Origin of the sequence: Colwellia echini (assembly GCF_002843355.2) — a bacterium.
Taxonomy (GTDB): domain Bacteria; phylum Pseudomonadota; class Gammaproteobacteria; order Enterobacterales; family Alteromonadaceae; genus Colwellia; species Colwellia echini.
In genome coordinates this window covers 13,042-28,931 of sequence record NZ_PJAI02000028.1, presented here as the reverse complement: position 1 = coordinate 28,931, position 15,890 = coordinate 13,042, and the positions used below count along the sequence as shown (strand labels likewise).

At 37.2% G+C, this 15,890-nt stretch carries 14 protein-coding genes; 3 read left to right on the top strand and 11 right to left on the bottom strand.

Features of this window, described 5'->3' with window-relative positions:
* Nucleotides 1–200: 200 nt before the first annotated feature.
* The 3 genes from CWS31_RS16075 to CWS31_RS16065 all read right to left on the bottom strand — a co-directional run bounded on the left by CWS31_RS16075 (nucleotide 201) and on the right by CWS31_RS16065 (nucleotide 2,688).
* Nucleotides 201–407: a hypothetical protein gene (locus CWS31_RS16075; protein WP_101343105.1), complete on the bottom strand. Its 207-nt coding sequence runs from the start codon at nucleotides 405–407 to the stop codon at nucleotides 201–203.
* 71 nt (nucleotides 408–478) lie between these two features.
* Entirely contained in the window at nucleotides 479–1,633 is a 1,155-nt protein-coding gene (locus CWS31_RS16070) for an MFS transporter (RefSeq protein WP_246143576.1), read from the bottom strand.
* Between the two features lie 239 nt (nucleotides 1,634–1,872).
* On the bottom strand, nucleotides 1,873–2,688 hold the full coding sequence (locus CWS31_RS16065) for a ribonuclease H family protein (protein ID WP_101343103.1): 816 nt from the start codon (nucleotides 2,686–2,688) through the stop codon (nucleotides 1,873–1,875).
* Nucleotides 2,689–2,868: 180 nt separating this feature from the next.
* On the opposite strand from CWS31_RS16065, the gene CWS31_RS16060 reads away from it, so the two are divergent.
* The gene (locus CWS31_RS16060) at nucleotides 2,869–3,717 is read left to right on the top strand and encodes a hypothetical protein (protein ID WP_425457534.1); all 849 of its coding nucleotides are present in this window, start codon (nucleotides 2,869–2,871) and stop codon (nucleotides 3,715–3,717) included.
* Nucleotides 3,718–3,883: 166 nt separating this feature from the next.
* Here the strand turns inward: CWS31_RS16060 and CWS31_RS17965 are convergent, their stop codons facing one another.
* Nucleotides 3,884–5,194 (bottom strand): polysaccharide lyase family 7 protein, encoded by a 1,311-nt coding sequence (locus CWS31_RS17965; RefSeq protein WP_101343102.1) that lies wholly within the window; start codon nucleotides 5,192–5,194, stop codon nucleotides 3,884–3,886.
* 437 nt (nucleotides 5,195–5,631) lie between these two features.
* Between CWS31_RS17965 and ylqF the strand changes: the two genes are divergently transcribed.
* Nucleotides 5,632–6,564 carry a ribosome biogenesis GTPase YlqF gene (gene ylqF, locus CWS31_RS16050; RefSeq protein ID WP_101343101.1) on the top strand — a complete coding sequence of 311 codons (933 nt, stop codon included), beginning with the start codon at nucleotides 5,632–5,634 and terminating at the stop codon, nucleotides 6,562–6,564.
* Between the two features lie 237 nt (nucleotides 6,565–6,801).
* Nucleotides 6,802–7,917, top strand: a complete 1,116-nt coding sequence (locus CWS31_RS16045) for an endonuclease/exonuclease/phosphatase family protein (RefSeq protein WP_101343100.1) — start codon at nucleotides 6,802–6,804, stop codon at nucleotides 7,915–7,917.
* A gap of 69 nt (nucleotides 7,918–7,986) precedes the next feature.
* On the opposite strand, the gene lipA is transcribed toward CWS31_RS16045, so the two are convergent.
* The 7 genes from lipA to mrdA form a co-directional block, all read right to left on the bottom strand.
* Nucleotides 7,987–8,973 (bottom strand): lipoyl synthase, encoded by a 987-nt coding sequence (lipA, locus tag CWS31_RS16040; protein ID WP_101343099.1) that lies wholly within the window; start codon nucleotides 8,971–8,973, stop codon nucleotides 7,987–7,989.
* Nucleotides 8,966–9,598: a lipoyl(octanoyl) transferase LipB gene (gene lipB, locus CWS31_RS16035; protein WP_246143578.1), complete on the bottom strand. Its 633-nt coding sequence runs from the start codon at nucleotides 9,596–9,598 to the stop codon at nucleotides 8,966–8,968. Before lipB ends, lipA begins: the two co-directional genes overlap by 8 nt.
* A 123-nt stretch (nucleotides 9,599–9,721) precedes the next feature.
* Complete coding sequence (gene ybeD, locus CWS31_RS16030; protein WP_101343098.1) at nucleotides 9,722–9,985, bottom strand: DUF493 family protein YbeD; 264 nt, start codon at nucleotides 9,983–9,985, stop codon at nucleotides 9,722–9,724.
* 187 nt (nucleotides 9,986–10,172) lie between these two features.
* On the bottom strand, nucleotides 10,173–11,303 hold the full coding sequence (locus CWS31_RS16025) for a serine hydrolase (protein WP_101343111.1): 1,131 nt from the start codon (nucleotides 11,301–11,303) through the stop codon (nucleotides 10,173–10,175).
* A gap of 378 nt (nucleotides 11,304–11,681) precedes the next feature.
* On the bottom strand, nucleotides 11,682–12,605 hold the full coding sequence (locus CWS31_RS16020; RefSeq protein WP_101343097.1) for a septal ring lytic transglycosylase RlpA family protein: 924 nt from the start codon (nucleotides 12,603–12,605) through the stop codon (nucleotides 11,682–11,684).
* Between the two features lie 175 nt (nucleotides 12,606–12,780).
* Nucleotides 12,781–13,896 carry a rod shape-determining protein RodA gene (rodA, locus tag CWS31_RS16015; protein ID WP_101343096.1) on the bottom strand — a complete coding sequence of 372 codons (1,116 nt, stop codon included), beginning with the start codon at nucleotides 13,894–13,896 and terminating at the stop codon, nucleotides 12,781–12,783.
* Entirely contained in the window at nucleotides 13,896–15,890 is a 1,995-nt protein-coding gene (gene mrdA / locus CWS31_RS16010; protein ID WP_101343095.1) for a penicillin-binding protein 2, read from the bottom strand. Before mrdA ends, rodA begins: the two co-directional genes overlap by 1 nt.

The window sequence follows — 15,890 nt, the reverse complement described above, 5'->3', positions numbered from 1 at the left end:
GAAAGCTATCCCGTCTAAAGACGGGGGTTTAAACCAACTCCTTCTGACGAATTAATTAACCTGAGTTCGGGATAAGCAAAATGCTACAACAGCCTTAATTATTCGTAGGACAAGATAGGAATAATTAAAACTATTGTAGAGGTAAACTTCTAAGTGATTGATATTATTATTCTACTTACCTTTATTATCCCGAGCCCAGGTTAACTAACATCATCTTTAGTTAAGTATTTTTCATAACCGTTAACGCCAAAAAATCTAAGTGACTTTTTTTGCTTTAATTTTTTGGCAATTAATAACTCACCACAGTAAATTTTCACGACTTGTTTTTCACCGTTACTATCCGTTTCATAATCATGTAGCGGATTTAGTCTTAAATTATCAAACTCAGTTTTCATGATAAGTTTCATTGATTAACGTCCTATTATTTAACGGTTATATGACAAATTCTGTAAAGTATCTCTCATTATAGCTATTCCAATTAATCGCTTTGATCTAGCGTTTTACATATGAGTTTCTTTTGATAATAATGATAGTGAGTAAACACCATAAACAATATGGCAATAAATGGTAAACTAGTGATAACTACCCAGTGCCAACCCGCAGTAAATAACAACCAACCTGCTAATAATGAGCCTATAGCTTGAAAACCAAAGAGTATAAAGTCGTTTGTTGCTTGTACTTTATGGCGCTCACTTGCCTGATAACTCTGCGGCAATAAGGAAGTTCCCGTTAAGAATAAGAAGTTCCAGCCGATGCCAAGTAAAATTAACGCCCACCAATAATGCATCACTTCATGACCTGATAACGCAATAAGTGCGACAATCGTATAAATTAGTGTACCGATGAACATTAAGCCTTTTAATTTTAGATACTTAACTAACCAGGGAGTAAATAGCGAAGGAATATACATAGCAGCAATATGGCTTTGAATAACCCACTTGGTTGATTGTAAATCGTGTCCGTGCATCTGATGCATACTAATAGGCGTTGCAGTCATTAAATAACTCATTAGCGCAAAACCGATAGTGGCGGTACAAACAGAGATTAAAAAAATAGGCTGTTTAACAATGATTTTTAAAGACCGGGCTTCACCATTTTCTTCATTCTCTTTAAGTGGTGGGTTTGTAAAAAATGTCATTATTCCTCCAGAGCAGAGGATCAATATAATGAGTAATAAAAAAGACCCCGCATAACCATGCGGTGAACTTAGTAACTCTTTACCCACTAACGCAACTTCGGGACCTAAAAAAGCTGCGAACACTCCACTTAACATTAAGAGTGATAATATTTTGGGTATATCTTCTTGGGTTATACTACTTTCAATAGCAGCAAAGCGCAGTTGTTGAGTAAATGCACTGCCAATACCAAACAGTAAACTAGCAGATGTGAATAGTTCAAAACTTGCTATTTTAGCGGCAATCATCGCCGTACATGCAGCAATTAATGAACAAGAAAAACCACTATAAACAGCAAATTTACGGCCTTTATTTTTAGCTAACATTGCAGCAGGAATAGAGCCTGCGGCAACACCTAGAATCATTAAGGTAATAGGTAAGGTAGCTAAGGAAGGATCGCTCGCCATTTTACTCGACAAAATACCGCCAATAAAAACAATGATAGGCGCTGATGACATAACTAACGGCTGTGAAAGAAATAACAGCCAAATATTTCTCGGTAAGCTGAACACACGAGAAAGTATCAGTGCGGTTATCAGTAACAAAGCAAGGGTTATAAAAATATTTATTAGCATATTAACTTAGTCAAATTGGCTACTTTGAACATACTTGAACGAATCAAATTAAATAGAGTGATCTAAACCAACACATTAAAATCGGTTAACCTAGTTATATTACATCTAGTTAAAATTTAAGATTAAGCTGACTCCATGGCAAGGATCGCTTTGATATCTATAACTTCAGCATATCTGATCATACTTTCTTGTTGCTGCTTTCTCGCAAGTACAGCCATTCTATCCGCTAATTCATTTCCTTCAATATTAGCATGCCCTTTAACGTGACGAATGGTGATTTTTGACTGAATAGTTTTATATAGCGAGTAACATTGTTGTACCAAGGCAAGGTTTTTAACTTCTTCACCTTTACCGCGTGTCCAACCTTTTGCTTGCCAACCTTTTGCCCATTTGGTGATACAGTCGATAGAGTATTTTGAATCAGACAAAATGCAAATGCTGTATTCACTGCCTTGCTTAGCATTTTTGTCAATAAAGTGTTGGGCAATTTGAAATGAAGATAATAAGCCGCTTAATTCAGCAGTGTTATTGGTGCCATTTGCTAAATATAAACCATAATACAATGAAGTGACTTTACCGTGTTCATAAACAGCTAACCCCGTGCCCGATTTACCCGGGTTTGGTGAACAAGCTCCATCACAATAAATCTCTATATCGCTTGGGCCATTAGCACTAACAGTTGCTGTTTTAGTCGAAGCTTTACTTGATGATTTACGACTTGAGGAAGGAGCCGCACTTGCGCCGCCTTTTTTGCTCAATGAACGTTGCATTAGCGCTTTGGTATAAGTAGAAGCAAAGGCAGCTTCAGCATCATTTTTTGATTCAAAGCCCATGTATTGCGCGTCGCTTCTGCCTGCGGTATGTTGTTGAACTTCAGGCCATGTATTAAATATACCTGTTTTAGCACCTTTCCAAATAACGTAGAATTTTTTACTCATAAACGATTAGCAACTTTTGTGTGATAAAATAAATTAATTAAAATGGTTAATAACGAGTATTATCAGTAATACTTCGCTTGTTAGCTAGTAAAAATAGTGACTAATCACAGTCATGATGACTTTATTCTAACTATAAGTTAATTATAAGCTCGTCAAATAATGATTATAGAGGAATCTTGAATGCATATTAGAAAAGCAATGTTAGGAAAAAGCTGCACATTATTATCAACGTCAATAATAGCTTTGTTACTTACTAGTTGTAGTACGCCTAAGGTGAATAAATCAAATAGCTGGATCGCCATTGATACTTTTGAACAAACTTCATTACACGGTTGGACTAAAGCAGATACCGCCAATAACACAATCCCTTATACTGAAAACCCACAAGTTACCGAGCTAAAAGCAGAAACCAACAATCAATACATGATTAAAAAACCGGCGAAAGATGGTTTAGTAGGTAACCGCAAAGCGTTAACTTATAAAGCGCTGCCTACTAGTGTAAATGTAGGTGAAACTTATACCTTTTTTAGCCGCATTAATGTCGAGTACTTTCCTAATAATCATGCTTTTGGTATAAGTAATCAATCACCTCAAGATATTGAAACCTTAGGTTACGATGCTTTTGAACCAACCCTTAGAGTAACCGATAAAGCGGAGTCGAGCGGTTTAAAAAATGATGGCGCATTAATGGTTAAAACTGATAATGGTTACAGTAATGTGCAAAATTTTGCAGAAAAACGTTCTGCTAAGCCGCTTGTAGAAGGGCAGTGGTACGATATTTGGACTGTTGTCAATAATGACACCGTTGCAAATGGTGGGCAAAGTTATGATGTGTACGTTAAAGGTGGTGAGTTTAGTGAGCAAACTTTGGTGTATGAAGGGGCGCAATTTAGAAAGAAGCGCGAACTGCCGTTAATTTACTTTTTAATGAATTGTAATACCGGGCCTCATAAAAAACCGTATGGTAATGGCGGCTTACAATACGACGACTTGTATATGGCTAAAGGTATTAATTTAACTTTGCCGTAATAGCTGTGAAGACTCATCACATTTAGGCAAAGAATCTGAACTTGGTATAAAATAGTTTAACTTATGTTCTAAATACAAAAAAGCAGCTCGAACGAGCTGCTTTTCATTATATTAAAACGCTATATTTAAGCGCTATATTTAAGCCGTATGTTGAATTAGTTATTCATTAATCATGATCAACATAGAAGTCGTATACTATTACTTCACCATAGTTATTCGACTTACCTGTTTGGCTGCCTTCTTCATCAGCGTTACTTTGTGTGTAATTACCTATTTTAAAATAAGCTTCGCCATAACTCTTATTCATTACATAATCGTTAGAGCCATCTTTCACTAAGTATTGGTCAGCATTGCCTGAAGCAAAAGCACTCTTAAGATTTCCATCTTCACTGTAATAGGCGTAATGCTTGCCATTAACCACTTCAAAAATAATCTCGTGTACTTTGCCTAATGAATAATTAGTTTTGATGGTTAAGTCACTTCGTAATTTACCGCCGTTGAAACTTAAGAACAAATGAGAACCTTCCAGTCTTAAAACCATGGCATCATCAATACCGTCGTCTTTATTGCCATGAATTTGCGTAGCAACCAAGTGATCTTTAACTATTGGTAAATGAGTAATGGCTTGCTTAGCATAAACTACGTGGGTTCCGCTCGTAGTCCAATAAATATCTGCGCTACCGTCTTCTTTACGTTCACGAAGCTCTGAGCGAATATAACTTGAGTTTGGTGTTGTACCATTGCTTGATCTAACAGGTGCTTTAAATACAATACCGTTTTTGTCATCGTTGATATAGAAGTACTCATTTTCCGCTTTATATAATGTTTTGTCTTCAACACCATCAGGGTAAGTAATTTTCCATTGATCGTAATTTTCCATTAATTCATGCGGGTAAGTTGCCGAACCAGGTGTAGGAGTTGGTGTGGGCGTAGGAGTGGGGGTAGGAGTCGGGGTCGGTGTAGGAGTCGGTGTAACCGTGCCCGTATCGGTACGAATAAGATCCCATTGCTGATTTACATTGGTGTCATTTGAGCTCCATAAGTAAAGGGATTGTCGTTTACTAGCGCCACCATTACCATCAATTGAGTAGCCTGATGCATTGCGTTTTTCAAAACGATATATCTCTGTTCCTGAGATAACTTTTACTTTTTTCCAATGTTGATCTTGGTTACTAGTATCACATGTTTCTAACGTAACTGGCTGGCGCTTTGCACCACCACTACCTCCGTCCCAACATAAATTAGTACCTTGTTTTTTATAAGAGTAATAGCTGTTACCATGACTAATTTGAACCCATTGTTGATTCACATTGCTAGTATTTGTATTCCAAAGATAAAGTTGCTGGCCTTGAATAGCACCACCGTTACCATCAATAGAATAACTAGTATTATTTTTTTCCATGACAAACGTTGCCGCATTTGCAATTGCTGGTAGTAAAGCCATTGCAACTAAACTTAGTGTTGTTTTTAATTTCATTTTATTCACTCGTTATATGTATATTATTAAAAGTTATTATTATTTTGGTTTCAGTTCATTATTTCGTCCGTATTGAATTAATGAGCAGCTTTGAAACACATATATCCGTATGAGCATCTTTACTGTAGCGCCTATATAAGTAACTGATACTTTTTTATTACCATATGTTTACATTTTAGTTACAGTAAAGTGAAATGCATAATACTTGATTATTTTTCGAGCAAAAACTCTTAAATTGACTATTTTTTAATCCGAAAGTTTTCGTATGTTTTCTAAGCCTTATCGGACTTGGATTTGTGTGATTAAAATTATTTTTTGTGAAGCACTCGTTTAGTATTATTTATAAACCTATAAAATATAAATGCCTGCCACTTTGCCTCAAAGCTTGTTAAAATCATCGCATTATAATTTACCCTTTTAGTTAAGTTAGGATTTTCATGGCGATTAACTGGTTTCCTGGTCACATGCACAAAGCGCAAAAAGAAATTAAAGAGATATTACCGCAAATAGATGTGGTGATTGAGGTGTGTGATGCGCGCTTACCTTTTAGTAGTGAAAACCCTATGATAACTGAGATCAGAGGCGATAAACCGCTCATAAAAATTCTCAATAAAAGTGACTTGGCAGATCCTGATATCACTAAAGTTTGGTTAGATTATTTAGAGTCTCAACATAATGTAAAAGCGATAGCCTTAACAACGGATAATCCAGCCGTAGCTAAAAACTTAGTGCAGCTAATTCGCAAGTTAGTGCCAAATAAAGATCAAGACGGTAAGCAGATAAATGCTGTTATTGTTGGTATCCCTAATGTAGGTAAATCAACATTACTTAACACCCTTGTAGGTAAAGCTAAAGCAAAAGTAGGTAATGAGCCTGCGGTTACAAAAGGGCAACAACGTATACGTTTAGAAGAAGGTTTATATCTGTATGATACGCCTGGCATGTTGTGGCCTAAAATTGCTAACGAAAACTCAGGATATCGTTTAGCTGTTTCTGGCGCGGTAAAAGATACGGCCTTTGATCACGATGACATTGCTTACTTTGCAGCTGAATATTTATTAAATGCTTATCCAGAACGAGTAATGGAGCGTTATAAACTGAGTGAGCTACCTGAGCATGAAGAAGACTTAATTGAAGCAATCGGCAGAAAGCGAGGTTGTGTTAAAAGTGGCGGAAGAGTTGATTTACATAAAGCAGCAGTTATTTTAATTAATGAAATTCGAGATAAAACATTGGGGGCACTCTCTTTTGAATTACCTGAGATGATTGATGCCGAAAACACTCACTTTGCAGAGCTTGAAGAAAAGCGTATTGCCGCCCGAGAAGCTAAAAAGGCAGCTCGTGGTCGAGGGCGTAAAAACAAACGCTAATAGTTATTTTATCGCACAATTTAGTAGTAGGCTTTCAATGTTCTGCTACTAATTTATACTTTAGAATAAAACCATTTATTCATACTTAATAAATAATATTTGTATAAAATATTAAAGAAATACCATGTTTAATATTGGTTAACGTCAGTCAACTCAGCAAACACAGGCTAAATTATTACTATTACACATAATAACTCTTCAGCGCAAAGTGATGCAATATCAGATTCTCAACTCAAAATTGCTACCTTCAATTTATTTAATTATCTTGAGCCGCCTAATGCGTGCTATGAATTTGAACGTATTTATAGTGCCGAACAATGGCATAAAAAACAAAACTGGATACGTGATTACTTGGCTGAATACCAACCCGATATTATTGGTTTTCAAGAAGTTTTTAGCCCTGATTCTTTAAAAGAATTAGTCGCTGAACAGGGTTATGAACATTTTGCTGTTGTTGATGAGCCACAAGTAGTTGATGATTTTATTTATTCTCGTCCTGTTGTCGGCATCGCCTCTCGTTTCCCTATCGTTGAATGCGAAGCGATAAAAGCTAATATGGCACTTGTGCAAACTTTAGGTTTAAGTAGTGATTTTTCGTTTAGCCGAAAAGTGATAAGAGCAACGATTGACGTACCTCACCTTGGTAAGTGTGATTGTTATGTCGTGCACTTTAAGTCAAAGCGAACCATGATTGAAATAGATGAAGCTTGCCTTGCTGAAAACGGGGAAAAGTTATCACCTGAACAAATAATTATCGAAACATTAAAAGCACAAGTTGCCGGCGGCTGGGGCTCAACTATACAGCGTGGTAGTGAAGCCGCGTTATTAATGGTAGAAATGATAGCTCGCCGTGAACAAAGTAATAACCCGATGCTATTAATGGGAGATTTTAATAATACCTTGGTTGATGGTGTATTAACGCATTTACTGACTAACACCTTACGATTTGTATCAACGATTGATCGAGATGCATACCTTGCTAAGTATTGCTTACAAGATTCGTGGGATTTATATCAAACCGTAAAAACGGTTAAAACTGACTATATAAATGAAAGTCAGGCAGATGGTTGCCTGCTAGCTGAACAACAGCTAAACGAAAAGCTTACTAACGCTTCTGATCCGAATCAAAGTGAAAACGTTTTACGTAACCCTACCCATTACTTTGGCGCCACCAATTCAGTACTTGATTATATTTTATTATCATGTGATTTTGATGCTAGTTATCACGACAGTCTTTATGAAGTGAGTGATTATCACACTTATGATAGACATTTAATTAACCCTATTTTTGATAGAGATGGTGAAAGTACCGATCATGGTGTTGTGTTAATTACACTTACCTTACGCTCGTAAATTTACGCTATAAATAAAAAGACCAGTACAATGACTGGTCTTTATAAATCAGATTATATAAACGTTAAATTACTTAACTTCTTCACCAGCAGCCTGTTTATCGGCATGGTAGCTAGAACGAACAAGTGGTCCACAAGCAGCATGGGCAAAGCCCATTTTTTTAGCTTCTCGTTCAAACATAGCAAAATCATCAGGGTGAACGTAACGCTCAACCGCAAGATGATCTTTACTTGGTTGTAAGTACTGACCAATCGTTAACATGGTTACCCCATGGTCACGTAAATCTTGCATCACTTCTAATATTTCTTCGTTAGTTTCACCTAAGCCAACCATTAAGCCTGATTTAGTTGCTACCGTAGGATTCGCTTCACCAAATTTTTTCAGTAAATCTAAAGACCATTGGTAGTTAGCACCTGGGCGAACTTTAGTATAAAGGCGCGGAACGTTTTCCATATTGTGGTTAAATACGTGTGGCGGATGTTGATTTAATATCTCAAGCGCTCGGTCCATACGGCCACGGAAATCGGGTACTAAAATTTCTACTTTAGTGTTTGGTGCTTGCTCAGCTAACTCTTTTACACAATCAGCAAATTGTTGAGCACCGCCATCACGTAAATCATCTCTGTCTACTGAGGTAATTACTACGTATTTTAAGCCCATGTCTTTTAAGCTATCGGCTAGTTTTTTTGGCTCATCTGGGTTTGGTGGTAATGGACGACCATGACCAACATCACAAAACGGACAACGACGAGTACATAAATCACCTAAAATCATAAAGGTAGCTGTACCGTGGTTAAAACATTCTGAAAGGTTAGGGCATGAGGCTTCTTCACATACCGAATGCAGATTGTTTTTACGTAAATTAGCCTTAATGCTTTCTATTTTGTCGCTAGAGCGAGGTAATTTAATACGTAACCAATCAGGTTTACGTAGCATAGTCGCTTTAGTTGAGCTAACTACTTTAATTGGAATATGAGCTAATTTGTCTGCATCGCGAAATTTTTCGCCAGCAGCACGATCGGCCGTTTTATTTTCAGTGGTTAAATCACTACTCATGATGCGTGTTAATCTCGTTTGGTAAACCAGTATGATAGCTAATATTAGTAGCTTCAAGTAAGTTTGTTAAATGTTTTACTAATGCGTTACTAGCACTAGCTATATCTTGTGGACCTTGTAAATCTGCAGTTTGAACCATTTCTAAACCAGCATAACCGCAAGGGTTGATGCGTAGAAAAGGGGATAAATCCATATTTACATTCATGGCTAAACCATGAAAAGAGCAACCTTTACGTATACGTAACCCTAGTGAGGCAACTTTTTTCTCGTCAATATAAACGCCAGGAGCGTCAGCTTTTGGGTAAGCAGTTATAGCAAACTCAGCAAGTGTTGAGACTATACTGTCTTCTATCAAGGTGACTAATTGCCTAACGCCTAGTTTTTTACGACGTAGATTGATTAGTACGTATATCACTAATTGGCCTGGGCCGTGATAAGTCACTTGACCACCACGATCTACTTTTACTACTTCAATATCACCAGGGACAAGTAAATGCTCAGCTTTACCTGCTTGCCCTTGGGTAAAGACCGGATGATGTTCTACTAACCAAAGTTCATCGGCTGTAGCGTCATCCCGGTTATCGGTAAAGTCCTTCATGGCTTGCCAAACTTGGCTGTAATCCATGGTATTTAATTGTCGGATCACTAATGAATCAGCTATGTTGATAGCTTCTTTCTCTATGGTTGAGCTTGAGAGCACTAGGTTAACCTCGTCAATTTGAAATTATTTATAAAAGTTAAAGTCGCTTTATAAAACGTAACGTACTTCTTCGATAGCTGTTAACGTTTTATAAACTTTTTCAATGTGCTCTTTACTGGTAACCGTTACCGCAATAGACACTGCATGATAAGTGCCTTTTGAACTTGGCTTTATTTTTGGCACATAATCACCAGGCGTATGCTTTTGTAGCTCCGCTATTATAAGATCTGGTAATTCGTCACAGGCAATGCCCATTACTTTAAAGTTTAGTACGGTAGGAAAATCTAATAATTCGTCAAAATGGGTTTTCATAGATTACTTCTTTTTTGAGCTAGGTTAAAACTTTGGGCAGTATTTTATCATTAAACGTTAACGGCTGATATTATTTTGTTGAATCTCCACTATACAAATATAAATAAGAATGAAAGTATAAAAACAAAAAAGCCTCATTAATCTATAAATAATGAGGCTTTACACATTTTATTCAGTTTGCGTAATATTAATCAGCAAATTGCAATTTAACATAATCTACTGCGCGACTAAATAAACTACCCTCGTTTACTTCTTCTAAAGTAACCAATGGGTATTGAGCGATATCTTCATCACCTAATTGTAAGAATAGTGTGCCTACCACAGCGCCTTTTGCTAAAGGCGCAGTTAATGTTTGATTTAACTCAAAATTAGCTTTTAAATCTTTGCGTTGACCACGAGGAATTGTAATAGTGGTATTTGAAATAATACCTAAATCAACGTTTTCTTTATCGCCCATCCAAATACGGTTGGTAATAAATTTTTCTCCGGCTTTATACGGGGTAATCGTTTCGAAAAAACGGAAGCCATAATTTAATAATTTTTTGCTCTCTACCTTTCTAGCTCGTTCGCTAGAAGTACCCATAACAACGGTAACTAAACGCATATCGTCTTTGGTAGCAGAGGTAACCAAGCTGTAACCTGCATTAGAGGTGTGACCTGTTTTCATACCGTCTACATTTAAACTTTTATCCCATAGTAAGCCGTTACGGTTATATTGTTTGATGTTGTTGTAAGTAAATGATTTTTGTTTATAAATAGCATATTCTTCAGGGACTTCACGAATAAGAGCAATAGCGAGTGTTGCCATATCTCTTGGCGTTGTCATGTGTGAAGAACTATCTAAACCGTGGCTGTTTTCAAAGAAACTGCTTGTCATACCTAGTTGCTGAGCATGAGCATTCATTAAATCAGCAAAAGCACTTTCACTCCCGGCAATATGCTCAGCCATAGCAACACAAGCATCGTTACCTGAGGCGACTATTATCCCTTGGTTTAATAAACTCACCGGTACTTCAGTGCCTACTTCAATAAACATTTTTGATGAGTCAGGGAATTTTTTTGCCCAGGCTCGTTCACTGATGAGTACTTTATCATCATTACTTATATTGCCGTTTTCAAGCTCTTTACCAATGATATAACTGGTCATTATTTTGGTTAAACTCGCTGGCGCTAATAAAACATCAGCGTTTTCTTCTGCGATAACCTTACCAGTGGTGTAATCAATTAAGATGTACCCTTTGGCGTTAATTTGTGGTGGTTCAGGAATAATAGAAAGCGCATGCGAAGCTGGTGAAAGTAGTATTGCAGCACTAACCATTGCTGCGCTAAAGAATGCTCCACTGAAAAAGGAAGTTAGCTTGTTTGCGCTTTGACTTGTTGAAGTGGTGGCGCTAGAAAATTTTATATTTTTAGTCATAGTATCTGTCATGGGTTCGCAGTTTAGGAAAATCAACTAGGCGAAAGTATAACATCTCTAAAAGTCTTGGCTATGGTCAAAAAAAGATATTGTTAATATCGTCTGATAAATTGCGGATAAAAGTTGTTTAAAGTGTAACAATTTCCTTTATCACGGCACATCGTCAAACAATATTAGCCATTAATAGAATATAAGATCAGCTTGGGGAGATGTAGTAAATCAATCTCAATTAAGCTTAATTGAGATTGATTTATACTCAGTTCAGCGTTAATTATACCGTTAACGGGTAGAACTGCGCGGGTAAGCGTTAGGATAACCATTTTCTTTTAAAGCAGATAACAAGGTGTTTAAAGTGGTTAGATCATTTATCGGGCCTATTTGAATGCGATATAGCCCATCTTGCTCAGGATAACTTGTTGCTTGTTTATAAAGGCTTGTTAATTGCTCTGCTGTTTCTATTGCGAGTTGCTTATTACTCGTTGCAAGTACTTGTATATAAGGTGTAGCGATACCCATGCTTGTAACAGTAATAAGTTCATTTGGTGTGGTACCTGTATCATTTACCGCAATAGACACTTCATTGTTTATAACGGTTGAATTGGCTTCAGGTAAAAGTGAGTCATCGCTGGGTAGCTTAACAAGGCCAGTTTTTAGATCAAACTCTGTAATGGCCTCAATATGCACTTCGGCGGTACCTGTTTTTAGCATATCGAGCTTATAAGCTGCGCTATAAGATAAGTCAATAATACGAGACTCATGGAAAGGACCTCGATCATTAACACGTACAATTACTGATTTATTATTAGCAGTATTAGTGACTTTTACATAAGTAGGTAATGGCAAGTTTTTGTGTGCGGCGCTCATCGTATACATATCATAAATTTCACCATTTGAAGTGTAATGACCATGAAATTTGTTGCCATACCATGAGGCGGTACCAGTTTGTTGAAAACCTTGAGCAGAGTTCATTACTTTGTATGGTTTACCAAACACTTGATAATCTTTATTGCCGCCACGGCTGTGTGGCTCGGCACGGGCAATCGCATCTTTTTGTTCGGCTTGGTTAGGTAAACGGGTGGGGGTGCTGTCATGTTTATCCGCATAACGACCAGAGCTACATGCATTTAACACACTGATGAATAATAACGCAGAAAGTAATTTGTAGAATGAGCTGTTAACTTGGGTATTAATTATTTTTTTCATGACGTTATATATGTTTACCATAGTTATATTCAGAGTACTTTTATATTCAGGGTACTTTACTCAGTATGTTTTTAAGGTGTTGTGTACAGTGTTACATTTATAGCCAACCCACGGGTTTCAAAAACTTGAACTTAAATAAATTAGTAGAAGAACCTAATTAAGACATAACTTCAAATTAAACGTGAAATCGACGATGCGTACTTATGGCCATTAATATGCCAAAACCTAGCATTAATGTCACCATTGACGTTCCGCCATAACTCACTAAAGGTAAAGGTACTCCAACAACTGGCAATAAACCTGAAACCATACCTATATTCACAAATACATACACAAAAAAGGTCAGGGTAAGGCTACCAGCCAATAATTTAGTAAAAGCATGTTGGGCATTTACCGCTATCCATAAACCACGCATTACTACAAATAAGTACACAGCCAATAAAGCTGCAACACCTATTAAACCAAACTCTTCACTAAATACAGAAAAAATAAAGTCGGTATGCCGCTCAGGTAAAAACTCTAATTGTGATTGCGTACCTTGTAGCCAACCTTTACCTTCAATGCCGCCAGAGCCAATGGCTATTTTAGATTGTATAATATGGTAGCCAGAGCCAAGGGGATCTTGTTCAGGATTTAAAAAGGTGAGTACACGTTGCTTTTGATAAGGCTTCATCAAAAACATCCACAAAATCGGGATAAATGCAGAGGTTAAGCCAAGACAAACCGCAATAAGCTTCCAACTAGCCCCTGCTAAAAATATAACAAAAATACCTGAGCTAGCAATAAGCAGAGATGTTCCTAAATCAGGTTGTTTAGCTATTAATAGGGTGGGCAATAACACCAAAATAAAGGCTTGAATTACAGTTGATAGTTTTACAGGTAAGTTATGTTGACTAACAAACCAAGCAATCATAATAGGCACAATAAGTTTCATGATCTCAGAGGGCTGAAACTTTATAAAACCTAAGTCTAGCCAGCGTTGTGCGCCTTTACCCACATGACCAAAAAGTAATACGCTTAACAACATTAACAAGCCTACCACAAATACAGGTACGGCCCATTTTCGATAGGATAATGGTGGTATTTGCGCGACAATAAACATACCGAGTAAGGCTACGGCAATGCTTCTCGCTTTTAAATAGACGTAAGCGGTTTCTTGCCCTTTAGCACTGTAAACCAAAAACAAACCTAAGCCTAATAAGGTTAATATGCCTAATAATAACGGCACATCAATATGCAGGCGTTGCCAGATAGAGTGCACTTTTTGATGGTCTTGTCCGCTACTGCGCATTAATCAGCCTCGTACGATGAAATGTTATTAGTGGTTATAGCTTTAGTTTTCGCATCAAGCTTAGTCTTAGTTGTTGCTTGTAATTTCGCTGTTTTTATTTCGGCTTGTATGTCTCTGTTGCCAAAATACTGATCCATAATTTGTCTGGCAACAGGTGCAGCATTAGTTGCACCACCACCTTTTTCTACGTTTTCAATAGCAACAGCAACAACAATTTCAGGATTGTTATAAGGGGCGAATGCGATAAACATGGCGTTATCTCGTTTGTTCTCACTTCGCGTTTGAGCATCGTACTCTTCATCTTGTTTAATACCTGCAACTTGCGCAGATCCCGTTTTACCTGAAGCATCATACTTTGTCCCTTTAAAAGGCGTATGTGCTGTAGCACCTACATTTTGTACTGTACTGTGCATGGCTTTGAGGACTACATCCCAGTTTTTATCATTATTTAGTTTTAATGGGGCACGAGGCTCATAAACCGTCGGTGTTACTTGATGATAAGCTTTTCCTCCGGTTTCAATTACAAGCTCACTGGTTGCTTTTAATAAGTGTGGAATTTTACGCTCACCATGATTAACCAAGGTTGTTAGTGCTTGTGCTAATTGCAGTGGTGTTACTGTCCAATAACTTTGACCAATACCTACAGATAATGTTTCACCCGTATACCAAGATTTGTTGTAGCGCTCACGTTTCCAAGCAACGCTTGGCATAATAGCCTTACTTTCTTCATGAATATCAATACCGGTATAATCACCAAAACCGAATTGTTCCATCATATTACTGATTTTAGTGATGCCTAATTTAAAGGCGAGATCATAAAAATAAATGTTACAAGACTGCTCAATAGCTTTAGTTAAATTAACTTTGCCATGACCCCATCGTTTCCAATCACGGTATTTATTTGGCAAACCTTCAAGTTGATACCAGCCAGGATCGTATATTTCTGTCTCGGGCGTGATCACTTTTTCTTCTAAACCGGTTAACGCAAGAAAAGGTTTAACGGTAGAGGCGGGCGGATAACCTTGCACACTACGGTTAATTAACGGTAAATCGCTCGAGTTAAGTAATTTTTTATAATTTTTGCTACTGATACCGTGCACAAATAAATTACCGTCGTAACTTGGATTTGAATACATGGCTAAAATTTCACCGCTGCGAGGGTCCATCGCAACAATTGCCCCGCGATGACCAGACAATGCTCGTTTGGCAATCATTTGCAGTTCTATATCTAAGGTTAACGTCAGATCTTTACCTGGAATTGGCGGGGTATAATCTAAGGTTCGAATAACGCGACCTTGGTTATTTATTTCGACTTCTTGATGGCCAATAAAACCGTGCAGCATATCTTCATAATAACGCTCAATGCCTAATCTACCAATACCATAGGTTGCAGCATAGTTGTCTAGCTTGCCTTCTAATGCGAGTTTATTAGTGTCTCTTTTATTGATTCGTGCCACATAACCAAGATTATGCGTAGTTAAATCAGAAAATGGATAATAACGCTTTAATCGTGCGTTAACGAAAATACCAGGAAACTTATGTTGATTAACTGAAAATAAAGCCACTTGTTGATCACTTAAACGTGAGTGTAGCTCTACCGGTTTGAAGCGACGCTCGCTTTTTAACTCTTTAAAAAATCTTTCTTTACGCTCAGGAGTAATATCAAGTAATAAGCTTACTTCATCAACACTAGTTTTGAGATCATCGACATCTTCGGCGATAACTTCTAAGCTATATACAGGTTTGTTATCCGCGAGTAATATACCATTTCTATCAAATATTAATCCACGGTTAGGCGCAACGGCTACGAGTTTAATACGATTGGAATTAGAGCGTGTTTTATATTTTTCGAATGACTCGACTTGCAAAGTATAAATATTACCTAACAATAATAATATAATAAGCACAACGCCAAAAAAGGCAATAAAAGTGCGTCGAGCAAAGAGGTTTGCTTCAGCGGATTGGTTTCGAATAGCAACGCGACGCTTAGTCAT

Bases quoted from the DNA above. Each gene is read 5' to 3' on its own strand.
- CWS31_RS16075 (WP_101343105.1), bottom strand. From the start codon at position 407: ATGAAACTTATCATGAAAACTGAGTTTGATAATTTAAGACTAAATCCG.
- CWS31_RS16070 (WP_246143576.1), bottom strand. From the start codon at position 1,633: ATGTCATCAGCGCCTATCATTGTTTTTATTGGCGGTATTTTGTCGAGT.
- CWS31_RS16065 (WP_101343103.1), bottom strand. From the start codon at position 2,688: ATGAGTAAAAAATTCTACGTTATTTGGAAAGGTGCTAAAACAGGTATA.
- CWS31_RS16060 (WP_425457534.1), top strand. From the start codon at position 2,869: ATGCATATTAGAAAAGCAATGTTAGGAAAAAGCTGCACATTATTATCA.
- CWS31_RS17965 (WP_101343102.1), bottom strand. From the start codon at position 5,194: ATGAAATTAAAAACAACACTAAGTTTAGTTGCAATGGCTTTACTACCA.
- ylqF (WP_101343101.1), top strand. From the start codon at position 5,632: ATGGCGATTAACTGGTTTCCTGGTCACATGCACAAAGCGCAAAAAGAA.
- lipA (WP_101343099.1), bottom strand. From the start codon at position 8,973: ATGAGTAGTGATTTAACCACTGAAAATAAAACGGCCGATCGTGCTGCT.
- lipB (WP_246143578.1), bottom strand. From the start codon at position 9,598: ATGGATTACAGCCAAGTTTGGCAAGCCATGAAGGACTTTACCGATAAC.
- ybeD (WP_101343098.1), bottom strand. From the start codon at position 9,985: ATGAAAACCCATTTTGACGAATTATTAGATTTTCCTACCGTACTAAAC.
- CWS31_RS16025 (WP_101343111.1), bottom strand. From the start codon at position 11,303: ATGGTTAGTGCTGCAATACTACTTTCACCAGCTTCGCATGCGCTTTCT.
- CWS31_RS16020 (WP_101343097.1), bottom strand. From the start codon at position 12,605: ATGAAAAAAATAATTAATACCCAAGTTAACAGCTCATTCTACAAATTA.
- rodA (WP_101343096.1), bottom strand. From the start codon at position 13,896: ATGCGCAGTAGCGGACAAGACCATCAAAAAGTGCACTCTATCTGGCAA.
- mrdA (WP_101343095.1), bottom strand. From the start codon at position 15,890: ATGACTAAGCGTCGCGTTGCTATTCGAAACCAATCCGCTGAAGCAAAC.